The sequence below is a fragment of the Pseudomonas zhanjiangensis genome (assembly GCF_041027545.1).
Taxonomy (GTDB): Bacteria; Pseudomonadota; Gammaproteobacteria; order Pseudomonadales; family Pseudomonadaceae; genus Aquipseudomonas; species Aquipseudomonas zhanjiangensis.
This window is the reverse complement of record NZ_JBFTEG010000003.1, coordinates 171493-194348: the sequence shown is the minus strand read 5'-3', so window position 1 is coordinate 194348 and position 22856 is coordinate 171493. Positions and strand designations below refer to the sequence as shown.

Annotated in this window: 21 protein-coding genes; 18 read left to right on the top strand and 3 right to left on the bottom strand. The window is 67.2% G+C overall.

The window, feature by feature from the left end; all coding sequences use genetic code 11:
• Positions 1–15 precede the first annotated feature (15 nt).
• From AB5S05_RS05685 to ureC, 18 genes are all read left to right on the top strand, one after another.
• Complete coding sequence (locus AB5S05_RS05685) at positions 16–1305, top strand: DUF3426 domain-containing protein (RefSeq protein WP_369286521.1); 1290 nt, start codon at positions 16–18, stop codon at positions 1303–1305.
• 182 nt (positions 1306–1487) lie between these two features.
• On the top strand, positions 1488–2486 hold the full coding sequence (gene dusB / locus AB5S05_RS05680) for a tRNA dihydrouridine synthase DusB (RefSeq protein ID WP_369286520.1): 999 nt from the start codon (positions 1488–1490) through the stop codon (positions 2484–2486).
• A complete protein-coding gene (fis, locus tag AB5S05_RS05675; protein WP_369286519.1) occupies positions 2483–2803 on the top strand; it encodes a DNA-binding transcriptional regulator Fis in 321 nt (106 codons plus the stop codon). Before dusB ends, fis begins: the two co-directional genes overlap by 4 nt.
• Before the next feature lie 76 nt (positions 2804–2879).
• Complete coding sequence (gene purH / locus AB5S05_RS05670) at positions 2880–4487, top strand: bifunctional phosphoribosylaminoimidazolecarboxamide formyltransferase/IMP cyclohydrolase (RefSeq protein ID WP_369286518.1); 1608 nt, start codon at positions 2880–2882, stop codon at positions 4485–4487.
• A 220-nt stretch (positions 4488–4707) separates the two neighbouring features.
• A complete protein-coding gene (gene purD, locus AB5S05_RS05665; RefSeq protein WP_369286517.1) occupies positions 4708–5997 on the top strand; it encodes a phosphoribosylamine--glycine ligase in 1290 nt (429 codons plus the stop codon).
• A 191-nt stretch (positions 5998–6188) separates the two neighbouring features.
• The gene (locus tag AB5S05_RS05660; protein ID WP_438943546.1) at positions 6189–8981 is read left to right on the top strand and encodes a hybrid sensor histidine kinase/response regulator; all 2793 of its coding nucleotides are present in this window, start codon (positions 6189–6191) and stop codon (positions 8979–8981) included.
• A 76-nt stretch (positions 8982–9057) separates the two neighbouring features.
• Positions 9058–9654: a MarC family protein gene (locus tag AB5S05_RS05655; protein WP_369286515.1), complete on the top strand. Its 597-nt coding sequence runs from the start codon at positions 9058–9060 to the stop codon at positions 9652–9654.
• 196 nt (positions 9655–9850) lie between these two features.
• Positions 9851–11119: an urea ABC transporter substrate-binding protein gene (gene urtA / locus AB5S05_RS05650; RefSeq protein ID WP_369286514.1), complete on the top strand. Its 1269-nt coding sequence runs from the start codon at positions 9851–9853 to the stop codon at positions 11117–11119.
• A gap of 116 nt (positions 11120–11235) precedes the next feature.
• Entirely contained in the window at positions 11236–12807 is a 1572-nt protein-coding gene (gene urtB / locus AB5S05_RS05645; RefSeq protein ID WP_369286513.1) for an urea ABC transporter permease subunit UrtB, read from the top strand.
• Positions 12807–13910 carry an urea ABC transporter permease subunit UrtC gene (urtC, locus tag AB5S05_RS05640; RefSeq protein WP_369286512.1) on the top strand — a complete coding sequence of 368 codons (1104 nt, stop codon included), beginning with the start codon at positions 12807–12809 and terminating at the stop codon, positions 13908–13910. The genes urtB and urtC overlap by 1 nt, the downstream gene beginning before the upstream one ends.
• A gap of 145 nt (positions 13911–14055) precedes the next feature.
• Complete coding sequence (urtD, locus tag AB5S05_RS05635) at positions 14056–14907, top strand: urea ABC transporter ATP-binding protein UrtD (protein ID WP_369286511.1); 852 nt, start codon at positions 14056–14058, stop codon at positions 14905–14907.
• Positions 14908–15004: 97 nt separating this feature from the next.
• A complete protein-coding gene (urtE, locus tag AB5S05_RS05630; RefSeq protein WP_369286510.1) occupies positions 15005–15703 on the top strand; it encodes an urea ABC transporter ATP-binding subunit UrtE in 699 nt (232 codons plus the stop codon).
• 228 nt (positions 15704–15931) lie between these two features.
• A complete protein-coding gene (locus AB5S05_RS05625) occupies positions 15932–16771 on the top strand; it encodes an urease accessory protein UreD (RefSeq protein WP_369286509.1) in 840 nt (279 codons plus the stop codon).
• Complete coding sequence (gene ureA, locus AB5S05_RS05620; protein WP_369286508.1) at positions 16771–17073, top strand: urease subunit gamma; 303 nt, start codon at positions 16771–16773, stop codon at positions 17071–17073. The genes AB5S05_RS05625 and ureA overlap by 1 nt, the downstream gene beginning before the upstream one ends.
• A 3-nt stretch (positions 17074–17076) precedes the next feature.
• A complete protein-coding gene (locus tag AB5S05_RS05615) occupies positions 17077–17601 on the top strand; it encodes a GNAT family N-acetyltransferase (protein WP_369286507.1) in 525 nt (174 codons plus the stop codon).
• A gap of 16 nt (positions 17602–17617) precedes the next feature.
• Positions 17618–18154 carry a GNAT family N-acetyltransferase gene (locus AB5S05_RS05610; protein ID WP_369286506.1) on the top strand — a complete coding sequence of 179 codons (537 nt, stop codon included), beginning with the start codon at positions 17618–17620 and terminating at the stop codon, positions 18152–18154.
• Positions 18151–18456 (top strand): urease subunit beta, encoded by a 306-nt coding sequence (locus AB5S05_RS05605; protein ID WP_369286505.1) that lies wholly within the window; start codon positions 18151–18153, stop codon positions 18454–18456. The genes AB5S05_RS05610 and AB5S05_RS05605 overlap by 4 nt, the downstream gene beginning before the upstream one ends.
• Positions 18457–18552: 96 nt before the next feature.
• Complete coding sequence (gene ureC, locus AB5S05_RS05600) at positions 18553–20253, top strand: urease subunit alpha (protein WP_369286504.1); 1701 nt, start codon at positions 18553–18555, stop codon at positions 20251–20253.
• Between the two features lie 4 nt (positions 20254–20257).
• On the opposite strand, the gene AB5S05_RS05595 is transcribed toward ureC, so the two are convergent.
• From AB5S05_RS05595 to AB5S05_RS05585, 3 genes are all read right to left on the bottom strand, one after another.
• A complete protein-coding gene (locus tag AB5S05_RS05595) occupies positions 20258–21040 on the bottom strand; it encodes a substrate-binding periplasmic protein (RefSeq protein WP_369286777.1) in 783 nt (260 codons plus the stop codon).
• 157 nt (positions 21041–21197) lie between these two features.
• The gene (locus AB5S05_RS05590; RefSeq protein ID WP_369286503.1) at positions 21198–21941 is read right to left on the bottom strand and encodes a transporter substrate-binding domain-containing protein; all 744 of its coding nucleotides are present in this window, start codon (positions 21939–21941) and stop codon (positions 21198–21200) included.
• 99 nt (positions 21942–22040) lie between these two features.
• The gene (locus AB5S05_RS05585; protein WP_369286502.1) at positions 22041–22781 is read right to left on the bottom strand and encodes a hypothetical protein; all 741 of its coding nucleotides are present in this window, start codon (positions 22779–22781) and stop codon (positions 22041–22043) included.
• Positions 22782–22856: the final 75 nt, after the last annotated feature.

The window sequence follows — 22856 nt, the reverse complement described above, 5'->3', positions numbered from 1 at the left end:
CCGCCGGATCGTCGCATGACCGAGAGTTTCGTCACCCAGTGCCCCCACTGCCGCACCAGCTTTCGCGTGAATCTCACCCAACTCGGCGCCGCCCGTGGCGCCGTGCGCTGTGGCGCCTGCCTGCAGGTGTTCAACGCGGCGCAGCAGTTGCTGGAACAAGGCCAGGCCCTGCCCACGGCGGCGCCCAGCCCGACGCCATCCGTCCAGCCCAGTAGCGCCGCCCCACCCGCCCGACCCAGCCCGCCTGCCGCCACGAAGAAACCCGCCGGTGAGACCCTGTGGATTCACGACGACCTCGATCTCGACGACCTCGACCTGGACGAAGAGCTGGCCAAGCTGGAAGAGCAGGAACAGCAGCTGTCGCAGCAGTTTCTCGATCTCGAGCGCAGTGCCGCGCCCAGCCAGGGCTTCCAGGCGCCGCCAGACAACGACCAGGAGGCGCATGACGAGCAGTGGGCCGAAGCCCTGCTCAGCGAGGAAGGCGCCAAGCCCGAACTCACCGCCGAGCGGCCCGCCGTCGACAAGATTCGAACAGCGGCGAAACCGGCGGCAGCGCCTGCACGCCGCGAACCAAGCCTCGAACCGAACGAGCCGGAGCTGGAGGACGACAGCGCGGCAGCCCTGACGGACTTGCCGCTGGCCGCTCGCCGCGACGAGGTCCCGGAAGACCTCGCTGGCGCCCTCGACGAGCTCGACGAGCAACCGCCGACCAGCCGCGCGGCGACCACCAAGGCCGTCCGCAACGAACCGGACCTGCGCGGCGAGCACCTGTTCGACCTGGACGATGAACCCCTGCAACTGGACTGGCAGCGGCCGCGCAAACCCTGGGGTCGACTGATCGGCTGGAGCCTGCTGAGCCTGCTCGCCGCCGCCGCCCTGGTTGGCCAGTACGCGACCTATCATTTCGATGAACTGGCCCGCCAGGACGACTACCGCCCCTGGTTCGAGCAACTCTGCCCGAGCATCGGCTGCCGCCTGCCGTCCAAGGTCGACATCAGCCAGATCAAGAGCAGCAACCTGGTGGTACGCAGCCACCCGGAATTCAGCGGCGCCCTGGTGGTGGATGCGATCCTGTACAACCGCGCACCCTTCGCCCAACCCTTCCCGCTGCTGGAGATGCGCTTCGCCGACATCAACGGCCAGCTGCTCGCCAGCCGACGCTTCAAGGCCAGCGAGTACCTCGGCGGGGAACTGGCCGGCCAGGCGGAGATGCCACCGCAGACGCCCATCCATGTATCCCTGGACATTCTCGACCCCGGCCCCGAGGCGGTGAACTACAGCCTCAGCTTCCACTCGCCGGAATAGCCCGTCGCCCGCGGCATGGCCGCCCATCCGCGCACATCCTAACCCTTGGCGATAAGCCGGCAGCTGTTCATAATTTGTTCAAAACAGCCTTTATCCGGTCACTCGTTGCGGGTATGATTCCCTCCCCTTTTTCACACTCTCCTACTGGCCTCAACAGCGAGTCTCTTGAGCAGGGAAGCCCTATGTCGGCGCTACGCATCGGCCCCTACACATTGCCCAACCCGTTGATTCTCGCGCCCATGGCCGGAGTCACCGACCGCCCGTTCCGCCAGCTGTGCCGGCGCCTCGGCGCCGGTCTGGTGGTCTCGGAAATGGTCACCAGCGATGTGCGCCTGTGGAACACCCGCAAATCCAGCCTGCGCCTGTTGCACCAGGGTGATCCCGAGCCGCGCTCGGTGCAGATCGCCGGGGGCGACCCGCAGATGCTCGCCGAGGCGGCCCGGCGCAACGTCGAACTGGGCGCCCAGATCATCGACATCAACATGGGCTGCCCGGCCAAGAAGGTCTGCAACAAGGCCGCCGGCTCGGCCCTGCTCAAGGACCAGGCGCTGGTCCGCGAGATCCTTCAGGCGGTGGTCGCCGCGGTCGAGGTGCCGGTGACCCTGAAGATCCGTACCGGCTGGGACCGACAGAACAAGAACGGCGTAGAGGTGGCGAAGATCGCCGAACAGGCAGGCATCGTCGCCCTGGCCGTGCACGGCCGCACCCGCGCCGACCTCTACACCGGCGAAGCCGAATACGACACCATCGCCGCGATCAAGCAGGCGGTATCGATCCCGGTCTTCGCCAACGGCGACATTGACTCGCCGGAGAAGGCCAAGGCCGTGCTCGCCGCCACCGGCGCCGACGCCCTGCTGATCGGCCGTGCCGCCCAGGGCCGGCCCTGGATCTTTCGTGAAATCGAGCATTACCTGCGCACCGGCGAAAAGCTCCCGGCGCCGGGCCTGCTGGAAGTGGAACGCATCCTGCTAGAACACCTGGCCGCACTGCACGCCTTCTACGGCGACGTGATGGGCGTGCGTATCGCCCGCAAGCATGTCGGCTGGTATCTCGCAACCCTGCCAGGCGCCAGGGAGTTTCGCGCCCAGTTCAATCGTCTGGACAGTACGGACGCACAGTGCGCCAGCGTTCGCCAGTTCTTCGGCGAACGGCATAACGAGGGAGATGGGGTGGCCGCATGACATTGATGACAGAGACCTTAGGAAGTGGAATTGCACCCGTGAGCGACAACACAGGTTTGAAACAGCACCTCAATACGCCGAGCGAAGAAGGGCAGACCCTGCGCGGCAGTGTCGAGAAGGCGCTGCATAACTATTTCGCCCACCTCGAGGGCGCGGACGTCACCGATGTCTACAACCTGGTGCTGACCGAAGTGGAAGCGCCGTTGCTGGAGACGGTGATGAATTACGTCAAGGGCAACCAGACCAAGGCCTCCGAGCTGCTCGGCCTGAATCGCGGCACCCTGCGCAAGAAACTCAAGCAGTACGATTTGCTCTAACCCTCATTCACCCGAACAGGGCGGCCCGTCGAGAGCCGCCTTTTTCGTTGATTTCCCCGCTCTGATGGATTCTGAAATGACCGACCAGACCACCCGCCTCCCCATCCGCCGCGCCCTGATCAGCGTCTCCGACAAGACCGGCATCCTCGAATTCGCCCGTGAACTGTCCGCCCTCGGCGTGGAGATCCTCTCCACCGGCGGCACTTACAAGCTGCTCAAGGACAATGGCGTGGCGGCCGTGGAAGTCGCCGACTACACCGGCTTCCCGGAAATGATGGACGGCCGGGTCAAGACCCTGCACCCGAAGATCCACGGCGGCATCCTCGGCCGTCGCGCACTGGACGGCGCGGTGATGGAAGAGCACGGCATCAAGCCGATCGACCTGGTCGCGGTCAACCTCTACCCCTTCGCCGCCACCGTGGCCAAGCCCGGCTGCGACCTGGCAGACGCCATCGAGAACATCGACATCGGCGGCCCGACCATGGTCCGCAGCGCCGCGAAGAATCATAAGGACGTGGCCATCGTGGTCAATGCCGGCGACTACGCCGGCATCGTCGAATCCCTCAAGGCCGGCGGCCTGACCTACGCCCAGCGCTTCGACCTGGCACTCAAGGCCTTCGAGCACACCGCCGCCTACGACGGCATGATCGCCAACTACCTGGGCACCATCGACCGCACCGCCGAGACCCTGTCCACCGAAGCGCGCGGCGCCTTCCCGCGCACCTTCAACAGCCAGTTCATCAAGGCCCAGGAGATGCGCTACGGCGAGAACCCGCATCAGAGCGCGGCCTTCTACGTCGAGGCGCAGAAGGGCGAGGCCAGCGTCTCCACCGCCATCCAGCTGCAGGGCAAGGAACTGTCGTTCAACAACGTGGCCGACACCGACGCCGCCCTGGAGTGCGTGAAGAGCTTCGTCAAGCCGGCCTGCGTGATCGTCAAGCACGCCAACCCCTGCGGCGTGGCCGTGGTCCCCGAGGAAGACGGCGGCATCCGCCAGGCCTATGAGCTGGCCTACGCCACCGACACCGAGTCGGCCTTCGGCGGCATCATCGCCTTCAACCGCGAACTGGACGGCGCCACCGCCCAGGCCATCGTCGAACGCCAGTTCGTCGAGGTGATCATCGCCCCGACCATCTCCCAGGCTGCCCGCGACGTGGTCGCGGCCAAGGCCAACGTGCGCCTGCTCGAGTGCGGCGAGTGGCCGGCCGAACGCGCCGCCGGCTGGGACTTCAAGCGGGTCAACGGCGGCCTGCTGGTGCAGAGCCGCGACATCGGCATGATCGCAGCAAGCGACCTGAAGATCGTCACCCAGCGCGCCCCCAGCGAGCAGGAAATCCATGACCTGATCTTCGCCTGGAAAGTGGCCAAGTTCGTCAAATCCAACGCCATCGTCTATGCCAAGAACCGCCAGACCGTCGGCGTCGGCGCCGGCCAGATGAGCCGGGTCAACTCCGCGCGCATCGCCGCGATCAAGGCCGAGCACGCCGGCCTGCCGGTCGCCGGCGCGGTGATGGCCTCAGACGCCTTCTTCCCGTTCCGCGACGGCATCGACAATGCGGCCAAGGCCGGCATCACCGCCGTGATCCAGCCCGGCGGTTCGATGCGCGACGCCGAAGTGATCGCCGCCGCCGATGAAGCGGGCATCGCCATGGTGTTCACGGGAATGCGTCATTTCCGCCACTAACGTGCGTGGGCCGCGCTGAAGCGCCCGTCTGCGTTGTTGGAGGCAGGCTCGCCGATGCTCATTGCCAGACGGCAACTGCGCTCGTCGAACCAACCTCCGCCTAGCAGCCAGGCGCTCCATCACGGCCCGAAAGATCGCTAGAAGCAAGATTTCGTAGGGTGGATAGCGCTTTTCCTATCCACCGAACGGGCCACCGGCCCGCCTCCACAAGGAGAGAAACATGAACGTACTGATCATCGGCAGTGGCGGTCGCGAACACGCCCTGGCCTGGAAGGTCGCCCAGGACCCGCGGGTGGCGAAGGTCTTCGTCGCCCCGGGCAATGCCGGCACTGCCCTTGAGGCCAAGTGCGAGAACGTCGCCATCGACGTGCTGGCCCTGGAGCAACTGGCCGACTTCGCCGAAAAGAACGTGCAGCTGACCATCGTCGGCCCCGAGGCGCCGCTGGTGGCCGGGGTGGTCGACCTGTTCCGCGCGCGCGGCCTGGACATCTTCGGCCCCAGCGCCGGCGCCGCCCAGCTGGAAGGCTCCAAGGCCTTCACCAAGGACTTTCTCGCCCGCCACGCCATCCCCACCGCCGCCTACCAGAACTTCACCGAGGTCGAGCCAGCCCTGGCCTACCTGCGCGAGCAGGGTGCGCCCATCGTGATCAAGGCCGACGGCCTGGCCGCGGGCAAGGGCGTGATCGTGGCCATGACCCTGGCCGAGGCCGAAGACGCGGTGCGCGACATGCTCGCCGGCAATGCCTTCGGCGAGGCAGGTTCGCGAGTGGTGATAGAGGAGTTCCTCGACGGCGAAGAGGCTTCCTTCATCGTCATGGTCGACGGTGAGCACGTGCTGCCGATGGCCACCAGCCAGGACCACAAGCGTGTCGGCGACGGCGACAGCGGCCCCAACACCGGCGGCATGGGCGCCTACTCGCCGGCCCCGGTGGTCACCGCCGAGGTGCACCAGCGGGTGATGGACGAGGTGATCTACCCGACCGTGCGCGGCATGGCGGCCGAGGGCAACGTCTATACCGGCTTCCTCTATGCCGGCCTGATGATCGACAAGCGCGGTGCGCCCAAGGTCATCGAGTTCAACTGCCGTTTCGGCGACCCGGAAACCCAGCCGATCATGGTGCGCCTGGAATCCTCCCTGGTGCTGCTGGTCGAGGCGGCTCTGGCCAAGGCCCTGGACAAGGTCGAGGCGACCTGGGACCCGCGTCCGACCGTGGGCGTGGTGCTGGCCGCCGGCGGCTACCCGGGCGACTATCGCAAGGGCGATGTGATCGAGGGCCTGGACGAGGCCGCAGCCCTGGATGGCAAGGTGTTCCATGCCGGCACCGCGCTCAAGGACGGCCAGGTGGTCACCGCCGGTGGCCGGGTGCTCTGCGCCACCGCCATTGGCGCCAGCGTCGGCGATGCCCAGCAGCAGGCCTACCGCCTGGCGGAGAAGATCCGCTGGGATGGCTGCTTCTACCGCCGGGATATCGGTTACCGGGCAATCGCCCGAGAGCACGGCGAGGGTTAAGGCCGCGCAGCGGCTCCCCGCAGGCGATTGCCGGCACAGGCGCAGGAGCCGCCCGCCCCATAAGCGACGATTGCCGCTGGCCAGGCGCCAATCGTCGGGGGATGATCGCTCTGCGCTGGCCTTTTGCGACCTGTTTCGCCCACTATCGGCTTGGCTATAATTCGGCCACTTACTTTCGAAGGGAATTCACCGTGCGCGGGCTTGGGATTGCCATAGGACTACTCGTCGGCCTGCTTATGAGCGCTCTTGGCTCATATGCCCTGGCAGCCGACGCAGCGGACGCCCCCGGCATGCCGCCGCAGGCCTGGTCATACCTGCTCGACCCGCAGGCGAGCATGACCCTGGAGGATGTGCGCAAGCGCCCCCAGCGCTTCCAGCCCATGAGCCAGCAGGCTTTCAGCTACCCGTCCGGCGATCAGGCCATCTGGCTGCGCGTCGAACTGGCGGCTAACCAGCAACCCAACTGGCTGTGGATTTTCGCCCCGCGTGTCCAGTATCTGGACTACTACCTGCTGCGCGCCGGCAAGCTCGAGCGCAGCGTCCATGGCGGCGAAGCCAGGCCGCGCAACGCTAGCACCCTCGACACCCGCGCCTTCCTGATGCTGCTGCCCAATGACGGCCAGCCCCGCGAAGCCTATGTGCGCATGACCTCCAGCCAACCACTGATAGCCTGGTTCAAGGTGATCGACGAGAGCGGTTTGCTGGCCCAGCAAACCTCCGCCTACCTGCTGGGCGCCCTGCTCTGCGCCCTGCTCCTGCTGACCCTGTACAACCTCATCCGTTTTCTCTACAGCCGCACCCGCAGCAGCCTGTGGTTGAGCGCCATGCACATCAGCCTGGCGCTCTGCGCCGCCGCCAACCTGGGACTGTTCGCCAGCCTGCTGCCGCAGCAGAGCCAGCACCAGTCGCTGGTCGCCGACCTCAGCGCGCTGCTCGCGGTCTTCTGCCTGCAGGTCTACTGCATCAGCTTCATGCGCGGCACCGCCAACCCGCCACGGCTGCTCAAGTACCTGCTGCTGGGCAATGCCCTGCTGACCCTCGGCATTGGCCTGGTCATCGCCGTCAGCGGCCTGCTCTGGCACGGCTGGCTGATCTACCTGCTGGTGCTCTGCGGCGCCCTGGGCACGCTGCTGGTGGCCAGTTGGCTGTGGTACGGCGGCTACCAGCCGGCCCGCTTCATCGTCGTCGGTCTGCTGGTCTTCACCCTCGGCTTCAGCGCGCTGATTCCAGTGCTGCTGGGCCTCGACCAGCTCAATCCCGGCTGGCTGGTGATCGCCACCTTCAGCCTCGCCATCGTCTGCGGCATATTCCTCAGCACCGCCCTGGCCGAGCGCCAGCGCCAGCTCCAGCGCACCACCCTGAGCGAGCGCACCGCGCTGGCGGCCAGCTCCGCCGAACTCAAGGCCAAGGCCGAATTCCTCGCCAAGATCAGCCACGAGATCCGCACCCCGATGAACGGCGTGCTGGGCATGACCGAACTGCTGCTCGGCACGCCGCTGTCGGCCAAGCAGCGCGACTATGTGCAAACCATTCACAGCTCGGGCAACGAGCTGCTCAATCTGATCAACGAGATTCTCGACATCTCCAGGCTCGAGTCCGGCCAGATCGAGCTGGACGACGTGCAGTTCGATCTCAACGCGCTGATCGAGGACTGCCTGGACATCTTCCGCGCCAAGGCCGAGCAGCAGAAGGTCGAGCTGATCAGCTTCATGCAGCCGCAGGTGCCTCGGGTGATCGGCGGCGACCCGACGCGCCTGCGCCAGACCCTGCTAAGCCTGCTCGACAACGCCTTCAAACAGACCGACGAAGGCGAAATCCTGCTGGTGGTCGCCCTCGACAACGCCAGCGGCAAGCCGCGCCTGCGCTTCGCCGTGCAGGACAGCGGCCAGCCGCTGCCGGCCAGCGAACGCGAAGCCTTGCTCAGCGCCCAGTTGCACAGCAAGGACTTCCTCGCCGCGACCAAGCTCGGCGGTCGCCTCGGCCTGATCATCGCCCGCCAGCTGGTGCGCCTGATGGGCGGCGAATTCGGTATCCAGAGCGGCGGCAACCAGGGCTCGACCCTGTGGCTGACCCTGCCGCTGGACGCCGAGCGCCTGCAGCAGCCGACCACCGATCTGGACGGGCCGCTGCAAGGCGCCCGCCTGCTGGTGGTCGACGACAACGACACCTGCCGCAAGGTGCTGGTGCAGCAATGCAACGCCTGGGGCCTGCAGGTCAGCGCCGTGCCCTCGGGCAAGGAGGCCCTGGCCATGCTGCGCACCAAGGCGCACATGCGCGAGTATTTCGACGTGGTTCTGCTCGACCAGGACATGCCGGGCATGACCGGCATGCAGCTGGCGGCCAAGATCAAGGAAGACCCGAGCCTCAACCACGACATCCTGATCGTCATGCTCACCGGCATCAGCCAGGCGCCGAGCAAGATCATCGCGCGCAACGCCGGGATCAAGCGCATCCTCGCCAAGCCGGTGGCCGGCTACACCCTCAAGGCCACCCTCGCCGACGAGCTGAGCCAGCGCGGCAGCTCGGCGCAACGGGAGGCCGCGCCGGCCAGCGCGCCGCTGGAGGTGCCCAGCGACTTCCGTATCTTGGTGGCCGAGGACAACAGCATCTCGACCAAGGTGATCCGCGGCATGCTCGGCAAGCTCAACCTGCAACCGGACACCGCCTGCAACGGCGCCGAAGCGCTGAGCGCGATGAAGGCCCGGCGCTACGACCTGGTGCTGATGGATTGCGAGATGCCGGTACTCGACGGCTTCTCCGCCACCGCGCAACTGCGCGCCTGGGAAGCCGCCGAGCAGCGCGAGCGCACCCCGGTGGTGGCCCTGACCGCGCATATCCTCAACGAGCACAAGGAGCGCGCCCGCGACGTCGGCATGGACGGTCACATGGCCAAGCCGGTGGAGCTGTCGCAGTTGCGCGAGCTGATCGAGCACTGGATTGCCCAGCGGGAAATCCGCCGCCCAGCGGCCGGCGTCACGCACTGATCGGGCAGTGCGCGTCGCCTGATCGCCGATACTGCCATTACACTTCCCCACCCTGCCCAAGAGACGAGCCCCTGCCATGGCGTCCGAGCTGTTCAGTCTGTATTTGAAGCTACTGGTGCTCTACAGCCCCTTCTTCGTGTTGTCCTGCTTCATCGGCCTGAGCCGCGGCTACACGGTCAAGGAGCGCAAGCGCCTGGCGTGGAAGGTCGCCGCCGGCGTGGTGGTGGCCAGCGTGCTGCTGTACCTGTTCGGCAAGCACATCTTCACCCTGTTCGGCATCACCATCGACGCCTTCCGCATCGGCGCCGGCAGCGTGCTGTTCATCTCCGCCCTGGGCATGGCCCAAGGCAAGTCGGCGGTGCAGAGCGACAACGTCCAGCAGGACGTGACCATAGTACCGCTGACCATCCCGCTGACCGTCGGCCCCGGCACCATCGGTGCGCTGCTGCTGATGGGCGCCAGCCAGCCGCACTGGGATGACAAGCTGCTGGCGGTGCTGGCCATCGCCCTGGCCAGCTTCACCGTCGGCGTGGTGCTGTACCTGTCCAACCAGTTCGAGCGCCTGCTCGGCGACCAGGGCCTGCAGATCGTCAGCCGCCTGATGGGCCTGTTCGTCTGCGCCCTGGCTGCGCAGATCATCTTCACCGGGGTGAAGAACTACCTCGCGCCCTGATCCGGTGCGCGGCGGCCGCTTAGCCCGGACAGCGGCCGTCCCACGCACCAGCGCGGCGCATCAGGACGCCCGGCCGTTCGCCGCATTGCGGAAAAAGCGTCTTCATTTCAAGGCCTTGCAAGGATTGGCACGGATGCTGCCATTGGACTGGCGACCCTCGGGGTCCCACCCAACAGTCGCGCACGGAGCCATTACGATGAAACGCCGTCCCTTTCTGAAGTCCACCCTCGCCGCCAGCGCCTTGATGCTCAGCGGTTTGTTCCCCTTCAGCCTGCAGGCCGCCGAGACCATCAAGGTCGGCATTCTCCACTCGTTGTCCGGCACCATGGCGATTTCCGAGACCTCGCTCAAAGACATGGCCCTGATGACCATCGACGAGATCAATGCCAAGGGCGGCGTGCTCGGCAAGCAGCTCGAGCCGGTGGTGGTCGACCCGGCCTCGAACTGGCCGCTGTTCGCCGAGAAGGGCCGCCAGCTGCTGACCCAGGACAAGGTCGCGGTGACCTTCGGCTGCTGGACCAGCGTGTCGCGCAAATCCGTGCTGCCGGTCTACGAGGAACTCAACGGCCTGCTGTTCTACCCGGTGCAATATGAAGGCGAAGAACTGTCGCCGAACGTCTTCTACACCGGCGCCGCGCCAAACCAGCAGGCCATCCCGGCGCTCGAGTACCTGATGAGCGAGGACGGCGGCGCCGCCAAGCGCTACTTCCTGCTCGGCACCGACTACGTCTACCCGCGCACCACCAACAAGATCCTGCGCGCCTTCCTGCACAGCAAGGGCGTGGCCGACAAGGACATCGAGGAGGTCTACACCCCGTTCGGCCACGCCGACTACCAGACCATCGTCGCCAACATCAAGAAATTCTCCGCCGGCGGCAAGACTGCGGTGATCTCCACGGTCAACGGCGACTCCAACGTGCCCTTCTACAAGGAACTGGCCAACCAGGGCATCGAAGCCACCGAGGTGCCGGTGGTGGCCTTCTCGGTCGGCGAGGAAGAGCTGCGCGGCATCGACACCAAGCCCCTGGTCGGCCAGCTCGCCGCCTGGAACTACTTCCAATCGGTGGAAAACCCGGTCAACAGCGAGTTCGTCGCCAAGTGGAAGGCCTACGCCAAGGCCAAGGGCCTGCCGGGCGCGGACAAGGCGGTGACCAACGACCCGATGGAAGCCACCTACGTCGGCATCAACATGTGGGCCCAGGCGGTCGAGAAGGCCGGTACCACCGAAGTCGACAAGGTCCGTGAGGCCATGGCCGGGCAGACCTTCGCCGCACCGAGCGGCTACACCCTGACCATGGATGCGACCAACCACCACCTGCACAAGCCGGTGATGATCGGCGAGGTCCAGGACGACGGTCAGTTCGAGGTGGTCTGGCAGACCGAAGGCCCGCTGCGCGCCCAGCCCTGGAGCCCGTACATCGAAGGCAACGACGCCAAGCCGGACTACGCGGTCAAGTCCAACTAAGCGAACCGTCGCCGCCTCACTTCCCCAAGGAAGTGGGGCGGGGCCCGCCTTGGGGAGAGGGCCGCCCTCTCCCTTAGGCGGGCCCCCGCTCCTGGTGCATACCGAAGGACCCCGTGATGCCCACTGCCCTGTCCCGCTTTCTCCTATTGCTGCTGGTCGTGCTGCCATTGCCCAGCCACGCCGGCGACGCCAGCGACTTCGCCGCCGCCAGCTCGTCGAAGCAGGCCAAACTGCTCGAGCACTGGGCCGCCGCCCCCGAACCCGCCCGCCTGCCCCTGCTCCAGGCCCTGTCCCAGGGGCGGGTGGTCGCCGATGGCGAGAAGCAGCCGTTCCTCGAAGATGACGGCCAGTACCGCCCCCTCGACGGCGCCACGACGCCCGTCGGCGCTGTGCGCAAACTGCGCCTGAACAACCGCCTGCGCGGCCTGATCGATACCGCCCTGGCCAGCCACCAGCTGTTCGCCGAGGACCCGGCCTTGCGCCAGGCCGCGGCCCAGACCCTGCAGAACAAGGCCAAGCCGGCGCAACTGGCGCTCCTCGAGCAGCGCCAGGCCGGCGAGACGGACGAGTCTGTGCGCGAAGCCCTGAGCCTGGCCCTGGCCAACCTGCAGCTGGTCGACCCCGACCCGGCCGTGCGCCTGGCCGCGGTGCGCCTGCTCGGCGAGACCGGCCAGCCGCTGGCGCGGGTACTCCTGGAGAACCTGCTGGTCGATGGGGTGGAGAGCGATCCGGCGGTGCACACCGCCGCCGCCACCAGCCTGGCCCAGGTCAAGCGCCGCCTGCTGGTCGGCGAACTGCTCGGCCAGGCCTTCAGCGGCATGAGCCTGGGCTCGATCCTGCTGCTCGCCGCCCTTGGCCTGGCGATCACCTTCGGTCTGCTCGGGGTGATCAACATGGCCCACGGCGAGATGCTGATGCTCGGCGCCTACGCCACCTACATGGTCCAGCTCGGCTTCCAGCGCCTGGCCCCCGAAGCCCTGGCGCTCTACCCGCTGGTGGCGCTGCCGGTGGCCTTCTTTGTCACCGCCGCCATCGGCATGGCTCTTGAGCGCACGGTTATCCGCCACCTCTACGGCCGCCCGCTGGAAACTCTGCTGGCCACCTGGGGCATCAGCCTGATCCTGATCCAGCTGGTACGGGTGCTGTTCGGCGCGCAGAACGTCGAGGTGGCCAACCCCTACTGGCTGTCCGGCGGCATCCAGGTGCTGCCCAACCTGGTACTGCCCTACAACCGCATCGTCATCATCGGCTTCGCCCTGTTCGTGGTCGCCCTGACCTGGCTGCTGCTGAACAAGACCCGGCTGGGCCTCAACGTGCGCGCGGTGACCCAGAACCGCCACATGGCCGCCTGCTGCGGCGTGCCGACCGGCCGCGTGGACATGCTCGCCTTCGGCCTCGGTTCGGGCATCGCCGGCCTCGGCGGCGTGGCCCTCAGCCAGATCGGCAACGTCGGCCCGGACCTGGGCCAGAGCTACATCATCGACTCCTTCCTGGTGGTGGTGCTCGGCGGTGTCGGCCAGCTGGCCGGCAGCGTGATGGCGGCCTTCGGCCTGGGCATCGCCAACAAGATCCTCGAGCCGCAGATCGGCGCTGTGCTGGGCAAGATCCTCATCCTCGCGCTGATCATTCTGTTTATCCAGAAACGCCCCCAGGGCCTGTTCGCACTGAAAGGAAGGGTGATCGACTGATGACCATGCCACTCACGCCCACACCGCCCAATCAGACCCTGCTGGCCCGCGCCAGCGCCCGGCTCGGCCCGCAACTGTCGCTGGCCGTCGGCGCTCTGACGCTGGTCGTGCTCCTGGCCCTGCCGCTGCTGCACCTGCTGCCGGCGGACCACCCGCTGCAGGTCAGCGCCTACACCCTGACCCTGGTCGGCAAGATCCTCTGCTACGCCATCGTCGCCTTGGCCCTCGACCTGGTCTGGGGCTACGCCGGCCTGCTGTCGCTCGGCCATGGCCTGTTCTTCGCCCTCGGCGGCTACGCCATGGGCATGTACCTGTCGCGCCAGAGCGCCGGCGAAGGCCTGCCGGCATTCATGAGCTTCCTCGCCTGGAACGAACTGCCTTGGTACTGGTATGGCACCGGAAGCTTCCTCTGGGCGCTGTGCCTGGTGGTGCTGGCGCCGGGCCTGCTGGCCCTGGCGTTCGGCTTCTTCGCCTTTCGCTCGCGGATCAAGGGCGTGTACTTCTCGATCATGACCCAGGCGCTGACCTTCGCCGGCATGCTGCTGTTCTTCCGCAACGAGACCGGTTTCGGCGGCAACAACGGCTTCACCGACTTCAAGCGCATCCTCGGCTACGACATCACCGCGCCGGCCACCCGCGCCGCGCTGTTCCTCGCCACCGTAGCGCTGCTGGTCGGCAGCCTGGCGCTGGGCTTCCGCCTGGCGCGCAGCAAGTTCGGCCGGCTGCTCACCGCGCTCAGGGATGCCGAGAACCGCCTGATGTTCTGCGGCTACGAGCCGCGCGGCTACAAGCTGTTCATCTGGGTGCTCTCCGCTGTTCTCTGCGGGCTGGCCGGCGCGCTCTACGTGCCGCAGGTGGGCATCATCAACCCCAGCGAGATGTCGCCGACCAACTCCATCGAGGCCGCCGTGTGGGTCGCCCTCGGCGGCCGTGGCACGCTGATCGGCCCGCTGCTCGGCGCCGGCCTGGTCAATGGCATGAAGAGCTGGTTCACCGTGGCCTTCCCCGAATACTGGCTGTTCGCCCTCGGCGCGCTGTTCATCCTCATCACCCTGTTCCTGCCCCAGGGCGTAATCGGTCTGTTGAAGAGGAAGTCATCATGATCGCTACTGCGCATTCCATCTGCGGCGTTGCGCGGTGCTCGCTCCTCGCCGTACCCAACCGTACTGCCTCGTCGCTGTGCGCCGCGCGCCTTGCAGCTGGAATTGCTCGCTACGCGCTCCTGAGGACTTTCACGGAGAAGGACCAATGAGAAGCACGCCCACCCCCGAGCTGATGCTCGAGCCGGTCTTCGACCCGATCGGCAGCGCCCGCGACGCCATCGGCGCCGGCCGCGCGGCCGGGCCGGGCCTGAACGTCCGCCACGGCACCATCCTCACGCTGGAGGGGATCAACGTCAGCTTCGACGGTTTCAAGGCGCTGACCGAGCTCAACCTGTACATCGGCGTCGGCGAACTGCGCTGCGTCATCGGCCCCAACGGCGCCGGCAAGACCACCATGATGGACGTGATCACCGGCAAGACCCGCCCGGACAACGGCCACGCCTACTTCGGCGAGACCCTCGACCTGACCCAGATGAGCGAGGTCGAGATCGCCCAGGCCGGCATCGGCCGCAAGTTCCAGAAGCCCACGGTGTTCGCGGCCCTGAGCGTGTTCGAGAACCTCGAGCTGGCGCAAAAGACCGACAAGTCGGTGTGGGCCAGCCTGCGCGCCGTGCTCCGCGGCGAGCAGAGGGACCGCATCGACGAGGTGCTCGCCACCATTCGCCTGGACGCCTCGCGCCAGCGCCCGGCCGGCCTGCTGTCCCACGGCCAGAAGCAGTTCCTCGAGATCGGCATGCTGCTGATGCAGGACCCGCAATTGCTGCTGCTCGACGAGCCGGTGGCCGGCATGACCGACGCCGAGACCGAGTTCACCGCCGAGCTGTTCAAATCGCTGGCGCGCAAGCACTCGCTGATGGTGGTCGAGCACGACATGAGCTTCGTCGGCTCGATCGCCGACCACGTCACCGTGCTGCACCAGGGCAGCGTGCTGGCCGAAGGCTCGCTGGCGCAGGTGCAGGCCGACGAGCGGGTGATCGAGGTCTATCTCGGTCGTTGAGTCTATGACGGTGGATGGCGGCGGCCATCCAGCCTAGGGCGCTCCCCTGTAGGGTGGACAACGGCGCAGCCGTCCACCAAGACACAAGGATCTTTCCATGCTGCAAGTGCAACAGCTTCACCAGTACTACGGCGGCAGCCATATCCTCCGTGGCCTGTCCTTCGAGGCCAGGATCGGCGAGGTCACCTGCCTGCTCGGGCGCAACGGGGTGGGCAAGACCACCCTGCTCAAGTGCCTGATGGGCCTGATCCCGGCCAAGGAGGGCGCGGTGCGCTGGGAAGACCAGATCATCACCAGCTTCAAGCCGCACCAGCGGGTGCAGGCCGGCATCGCCTACGTGCCCCAGGGCCGGGAGATCTTCGGCCGCCTGACGGTGGAGGAGAACCTGCTGATGGGGCTGTCGCGCTTTCCCGGCAGCCAGGCCAGGGTAGTGCCGGCCTTTATCTACGAGCTGTTCCCGGTGCTGGCCGAGATGAAGCAGCGGCGTGGCGGCGACCTCTCCGGCGGCCAGCAACAGCAACTGGCCATCGGCCGCGCGCTGGCCAGCCAGCCGCGCCTGCTGATCCTCGACGAGCCCACCGAGGGCATCCAGCCCTCGGTGATCAAGGAGATCGGCGCGGTGATCCGCCAACTGGCCGAGCGCGGCGACATGGCCATCCTGCTGGTCGAGCAGTTCTACGACTTCGCCGCCGAACTGGCCGACCAGTACCTGGTGATGAGCCGCGGCGAGATCGTCCAGCAGGGTCGTGGCGAAAGCATGGAAACCGACGGCGTGCGCGGCCTGGTAGCGATCTGATCCGCCTGCTCACAGCTAGCCAGGGTCGATAGCGCTCCCGACGCACCAATGCCAGGCAATTGCAGCCTATCGTCGACCCTGGCGCACCATCAGTGAGCATGATGCCCCTACCCTCGATCCCCCTCCTGACCCTGCGGTCAGCAAGGCCAGCGGCCCTGCCCGCACTATCCTGGCGCACAGGCACGGCATTTGCTGTATCTCAGTCATGACGCTGATTCCGGTAAACCCATGAATGCACCCGCCGCCCTCTTCACTCCCAGCTGGCACGCCGAACTGCAACTCGGCTACGCCCGCGACGGCACCAGCACCCGCCCGGTGCTGCGCCGTCACCGGGGGCCGCTGCGGGTGCAGAAGCACCTCTACGGCGAAGGGCCCGAGGTCTGCCAGCACATCATCGTCCACCCCCCCGGCGGCATCGCCGGCGGCGACCGCCTGGACATCCGTGCCGAACTGGGCGCCGGCGCCTGGGCACAGCTGACCAGCCCGGGCGCGGCCAAGTGGTACCGCGCCGCCGGCCCGGCCCAGCAGAACATCCAGCTGCGCGTCGGCTCCGGCGCCACCCTGGAATGGCTGCCCCAGGAAAGCATCGTCTACGCCGGCGCCCAGGCCGAACTGAGCACAAGCATCGAGCTCGAAGGCGATGCCCGCCTGTGCTACTGGGACCTGGTCGCCCTCGGCCGCCCGGCCAGCGGCGAACGCTTCGATGCCGGCCATTTCCAGGCCCGCCTGGACATCCGCCGCGACGGCCAGCTGCTCTGGCACGAGCGCCAGCGGGTGGTCGGCGGCGACGGCCTGCTCGACTCGCCGATCGGCCTGGCCGGCCAGCCGGTGTTCGCCACCCTACTGATCACCGGCGAAATCGACGACGCCTTGCTGCAACGCTGCCGCGAGCTGCCGGCGCCGGCTGGCTTGCGTGGCGACCTCAGCCAGCTGCCGGGCCTGCTGGCGGCCCGCTGCCTGGCCGCCGAGGCCCTGCACGCCCGCGCCTGGCTGATCGAACTCTGGCGCCTGCTGCGTCCCGCCCTGCTCGGGCGCAGCGCCGTCCCCCCGCGAATCTGGAGCACCTGATGGACCTGACCCCGAGAGAGAAAGACAAGCTGCTGATCTTCACCGCCGGCCTGGTGGCCGAGCGGCGCCTGGCCCGTGGCCTCCGGCTCAACTACCCGGAAGCCATGGCGCTGATCTCCGCGGCGCTGCTCGAGGGCGCCCGCGACGGCCAGACGGTGGCCGAGCTGATGCACTTCGGCACCACCCTGCTTAGCCGCGACCAGGTGATGGAGGGCGTGGCGGAGATGATCCCGGAAATCCAGGTCGAGGCCACCTTTCCCGACGGCACCAAGCTGGTCACCGTCCACCAACCGATCGCCTGAGCCATGAACTATTCGATACGCGACGCCAGCACCGCCGACCTGCCGGGCATCCTGGCCATCTACAACGACGCCGTGCTCAATAGCACGGCGATCTGGAACGACAGCCCGGTCGACCTGGCCAACCGCCAGGCCTGGTTCGCCGCGCGCCGTCAGCAGGGCTACCCGATCCTGGTGGCGGTGGACGACGCCGGCGAGGTGCTCGGCTATGCCTCCTTCGGCGACTGGCGGCCATTCGACGGCTTTCGCCACAGCGTCGAGCACTCGGTCTACGTGCGCGCCGACCAGCGCGGCCTGGGTCTCGGCCCGGCGCTGCTGGGCGCGCTGATCGAGCGCGCCCGGGACTGTGGCAAGCACGTGATGGTCGCCGCTATCGAGAGCGGCAACGCCGCCTCGATCCACCTGCACCAGCGCCTGGGCTTCATCACCTGCGGACAGATGCCCCAGGTCGGCTGCAAGTTCGGCCGCTGGCTCGACCTGACCCTGATGCAACTGACCCTCAACCCCGGCGCGGAGCCGCCTATCGCCTGAACGGAGTGACCTCATCATGAACACTGCCCAACTGCGTCGCGTCACCGCCGAAAGCTTCGCCCACTACCGCCCCGGCCTGATCGAGCTGCTGCTCGAAGCCGTCGGCCAGGGCTGGTCGCTCGGGTTCAGGGCCGACCTGGATGCCGAGCAGGCCCGCCGCTACTTCGACCAGGTGCTGGGGGATATCCAGCAGGGCAAGCTGCTGCTCTGGGTGGTGGTCAGGGACGAGCTGGTGCAGGCCAGCGTGCAACTCGAGCTGTGCCAGCAGCCCGATGCTGGCCACCGGGCGCAGGTGCAGAAGATGCTGGTGCGCCAGCTGGCGCAACGCCACGGCCTCGGCCAGCAACTGATGGCCGCCCTGGAGCAGGGCGCCCTGCAACACAAGCGCGGCCTGCTGACCCTCGACGTGCAGGTCGGCGCCCCGGCCGAAGCCTTCTACCGCTCGCTCGGCTACAGCCGGGTCGGCGAGATCCCGGACTACACCTGCGCCCCCAACGGCGACTTCCACCCCACCGCCCTCTACTTCAAGACCCTGCACGGAGCGCACGCATGATTCCCGGCGAATACCAGATCCAGGGCGGCGAGATCGAGCTCAATGCCGGCCGCCGCACCCTGACCCTGAGCGTGGCCAACCGCGGCGACCGGCCGATTCAGGTCGGCTCGCACTACCACTTCTTCGAGACCAATGACGCCCTGAGCTTCGATCGGCCGAGTAGCCGAGGCATGCGCCTGAACATCGCCGCCGGCACCGCAGTGCGCTTCGAGCCGGGGCAGAGCCGCGAGGTGGAACTGGTCGAGCTGGCCGGCGAGCGCCGGGTGTTCGGCTTCGCCGGACGGGTGATGGGCCAACTCTGAGTCACGAGTTTCGTAGGGTGGAAAACGCCGCAGGCTTTTCCACCAAGGAATGACTGGTGGATGGCTGCGGCCATCCACCCTACCAAGGATCAAAGGATGAAGATTTCCCGCCAGGCCTATGCCGACATGTTCGGCCCCACCGTCGGCGACAAGCTGCGCCTGGCCGACACCGACCTGTGGATCGAGGTGGAGAAGGACTTCACCACCTACGGCGAGGAGGTCAAGTTCGGCGGCGGCAAGGTGATCCGCGACGGCATGGGCCAAAGCCAGCTGTGCGCGGCGGAGGTGGTCGACACCCTGATCAGCAACGCGCTGATCCTCGACCACTGGGGCGTGGTCAAGGCCGACGTCGGCCTCAAGGACGGGCGCATCGCCGCGATCGGCAAGGCCGGCAACCCGGACATCCAGCCGGACGTGACCATCGCCATCGGTGCCGGCACCGAGGTGATCGCCGGCGAGGGCATGATTCTTACGGCGGGGGGGATAGATTCTCATATCCACTTCATCTGCCCGCAGCAGATCGAGGAGGCGCTGATGAGCGGGGTGACCACCATGATCGGCGGCGGCACCGGGCCGGCCACCGGCACCAACGCCACCACCTGCACCCCCGGCCCCTGGCACATGATGCGCATGCTCCAGGCCGCCGACGCCTTCCCGATGAACCTGGGTTTCACCGGCAAGGGCAACGCCTCCTTGCCCGAACCGCTGATCGAGCAGGTCAAGGCCGGCGCCATCGGCCTCAAGCTGCACGAGGACTGGGGCACCACCCCGGCGGCCATCGACAACTGCCTGAGCGTGGCCGACCAGTATGACGTGCAGGTGGCGATCCACACCGACACCCTGAACGAGTCCGGCTTCGTCGAAACGACGCTGGGCGCCTTCAAGGGCCGCACCATCCACACCTACCACACCGAGGGCGCCGGCGGCGGCCACGCGCCTGACATCATCAAGGCCTGCGGCTTCGCCAACGTGCTGCCCAGCTCGACCAACCCGACCCGGCCGTTCACCCGCAACACCATCGACGAACACCTCGACATGCTGATGGTCTGCCACCACCTCGACCCGAGCATCGCCGAGGACGTGGCCTTCGCCGAAAGCCGCATCCGCCGCGAGACCATCGCCGCCGAGGACATCCTGCACGATCTGGGCGCCTTCTCCATGATCAGCTCCGACAGCCAGGCCATGGGCCGGGTCGGCGAGCTGATCACCCGCACCTGGCAGACCGCCGACAAGATGAAGCAGCAACGCGGCCCGCTGTCCGGCGACGGCCCCGGCAACGACAACTTCCGCGCCAAGCGCTACATCGCCAAGTACACCATCAACCCGGCCATCACCCATGGCATCAGCCACGAGGTCGGTTCGATCGAGGTGGGCAAGTGGGCCGACCTGGTGCTCTGGCGTCCGGCCTTCTTCGGCGTCAAGCCGAGCCTGATCCTCAAGGGCGGGGCCATCGCCGCCAGCCTGATGGGCGACGCCAACGCCTCGATCCCGACGCCGCAGCCGGTGCACTACCGGCCGATGTTCGCCAGCTTCGGCGGCAGCCTGCACGCCAGCAGCCTGACCTTTATCAGCCAGGCGGCGCTGGCCGCCGGCGTGCCCGAGCAGCTGGGACTGAAGAAGCAGATCGGCGTGGTAAAAGGCTGCCGCGGGGTGCGCAAGAGCGACCTGATCCACAACGATTATTTGCCGAGCATCGAGGTCGACCCACAGAACTACCAAGTCAAGGCCGACGGCCAGTTGCTCTGGTGCGAACCGGCCGAGGTGCTGCCGCTGGCCCAACGCTACTTCCTGTTTTGAGGCGCTAGCGGCGCGTCTCGATCAGTTCGGGCGGGATCGCCTGGCCGGGGAACCAGCGCTCGAAGGTGCTGGCGAAGCCGCCGTCCGCCTTGAGCTGGTTGAGGGCCGCCTGCCAGCGGTCGACGATCTGCCGATCGGTACGCGGGGAGAAGGCCAGGTACGACTCGTGCTGGAGGAACACGTACTGCGACTCGACCTGGTCCGGCGTCATGCCCACCATCGCCAGCAGGCCGGGCAAGGCGATCTCGCTGGCAGCCAGCATGTCGGCACGCCCCCTGCTGAACATCTGCATCATCTTTTCCGCCGTGGTCACGGTGTAGATGTTGTCGAAGCCCTGGGTCACCAGGTACTCGTAGCTGTACCACTGGCGAGGCAGAACCAGGCGCCGGGCCCGTGCATCCTCCAGGCTGCCGATGCGCAGGCCGGCGCTCTTGAGGGTGTAGAAACGGCTGAGGGTGTGGGTCAGCGGACCGACCCACTGGAACGTCTGCTCCCGCTCGGGAATTCGCGCGGTGGTGAACACCCCGGCGTTCGGCTCACTCTGCGCCTTGGCGTAGCCGCGGGTCCAGGGCCCCAGTTCGATCTGCACCCGGTCGCCGGTGCGCTCGGCCAGCTGCCGAACGATCTCCGTGGAGAAGCCGGTCACCTGTCCCTCGCTACTGAGGTTGAGCGGCGGGTTCTCCTCGGTGTAGAGCTTCAGCGTCGCCGCCTGGGCCGATGGCTGGACAGCGAGAAGCAGCCACGCCAGCAGCCAGCACGCAAAACCAGGTCGTCGAAACAATCGCATTCTGGACAAGAACCGCTCCTACCGCCGCCACGTCTGGCGCTCTTTCTGCACAGCAGGCGGCTGTTCAGCCCGCCGGGCAGGCCGCCCGAGAGTATAAGCCAGCTTCCTGGCCCGCTCCCATGCGCCAATGATAGCTGGTCCTGCCACGGCGCCGGGGTCAGTCCCCCGGAGCCGCGTCGGACAATGCCCCGATCGCCCGGTTGATCCGCGTCATCACCTGTGCCGGGACATCCTTGCTGCACACGATATAGCGCTCGAGCCCCGCGGGCATGTCGGCAAAGCGCTGCTCGACGATCGCATCGAGCCCCTCCTCGTGCCGACGCAGGTATTCCCAGTCGGCTTCGTCGGCGAACATGTAGTCCATCCGGTTGGCGGCCACCATCTGCATCAGGCTGGCGGGAGCAACCGTGACCCGCTCGACCTGATTGGCACTGCCCGCGATCAGCCGATCCAGGGCTGGCCCATAGGAGACTCCGTCGACGACGCCAACGCTGATGCGTCCATCCTGCAACAGCGTGGCGACACCCTTGTGGGCCTGGACCGTCGCCCGCGCCCCGGGGCTGACCAGCAGCATATGAGGGGGGTCGACATGGAAAGGCACGCTGAACTGGGCGATTCGCTCGCGCTCCGCCAGCCGGTACCAGCCGATCGAACAGTAGGAGGACTTGCCGCGCTCGAAATCGCGCCAGATCCGCTTGGACGGCCGCTCGACGAATACCGCCGGGACCTCGGCCAGGGCGAAGATGTGCTTGGCACGCCGCAGCAGGAAGCCCTGCTCGATGCCGTTCTCGCGATAGTGGTAGGGCGCCTTGTCGCGCCAGGCCACGGTGATGGGCTCGACCGCCGCCACCAGGCCGGCGTACAGACCGCAGCACAGCGCTATCATCAGGTAGGGTTTCATGCCGGCCACTCCTGGGGACTCCTGCTCATACGCCGCCTGCGTCTGCAGACGGCCATTCGTGCTCCGCACCCAGGATAATCGCTGGCGTCCCGCTCGTGCCTATGGCTCGCTCACAAACTCGAGCTCCAGGCCATCATCGAACACCAGCCCGGTCCCGGGGCAATAGCGTTTGGTCGAGACGGCCTTCTTGTCCAGCGGCGTGGTTTCCTCCACCTCGACGCAGTTCTCCATCGCGCCCGCCGGTACCGCGACGGCCAACCCGCTGGCGACATGGGTGGCCCGATCCAGTGCGACACCCGGCGCCACTTCCTGGAAATAGCGTGCGCCCAGCAGGAACGCCCCGCCCGGCATGATGATGCCAGGCCGGGCAGCGTCCACCCCGGCGAGCCACTCCCCTTCGTGGCCGACCAGCTGACCATCCTCGTAGAGATCGACTTCCTCGCCGAAGTAATAGACGTCCTGGGTGGCGGCACACTCGGCGAAGTAGTTGCGGGAGATCTCCGCCAGCTGCCCGTCGACCATCTCGACTTCCTCGACGATCCGGGTCGCCACCGTGGTCTCCACGCCATCGAGCAGCAGGGTTACCTCCCGGGTTTCCTCGAGCACGCTGATGACCAGTTCCTCGGCCTCGTCGCAGTCGCCCTCGGCAACGCAGCGGAAGTTGTTGAAGCGCGCCATTCGGCCGGGCTGCAGCGGGAAGTAGGGGTTGGATCCGACGCTGCTCAGGGCGCATTGCGCCAGCGGAAAGCTGTCGGTGAAGGGGGCCTTGTCCTTGGCCAGGCCGGCAGCCGGCAGCAGGGAGGTAAGCAGGGCGCCGACCAGCAGGGGGTAGCGTTTCATGATGTCTCCTCCTCTAGGAAGAAAGACTCGCAGCCCCCCAACAAATCTGCCGGGCGCGCGGGATTACGCACCCTG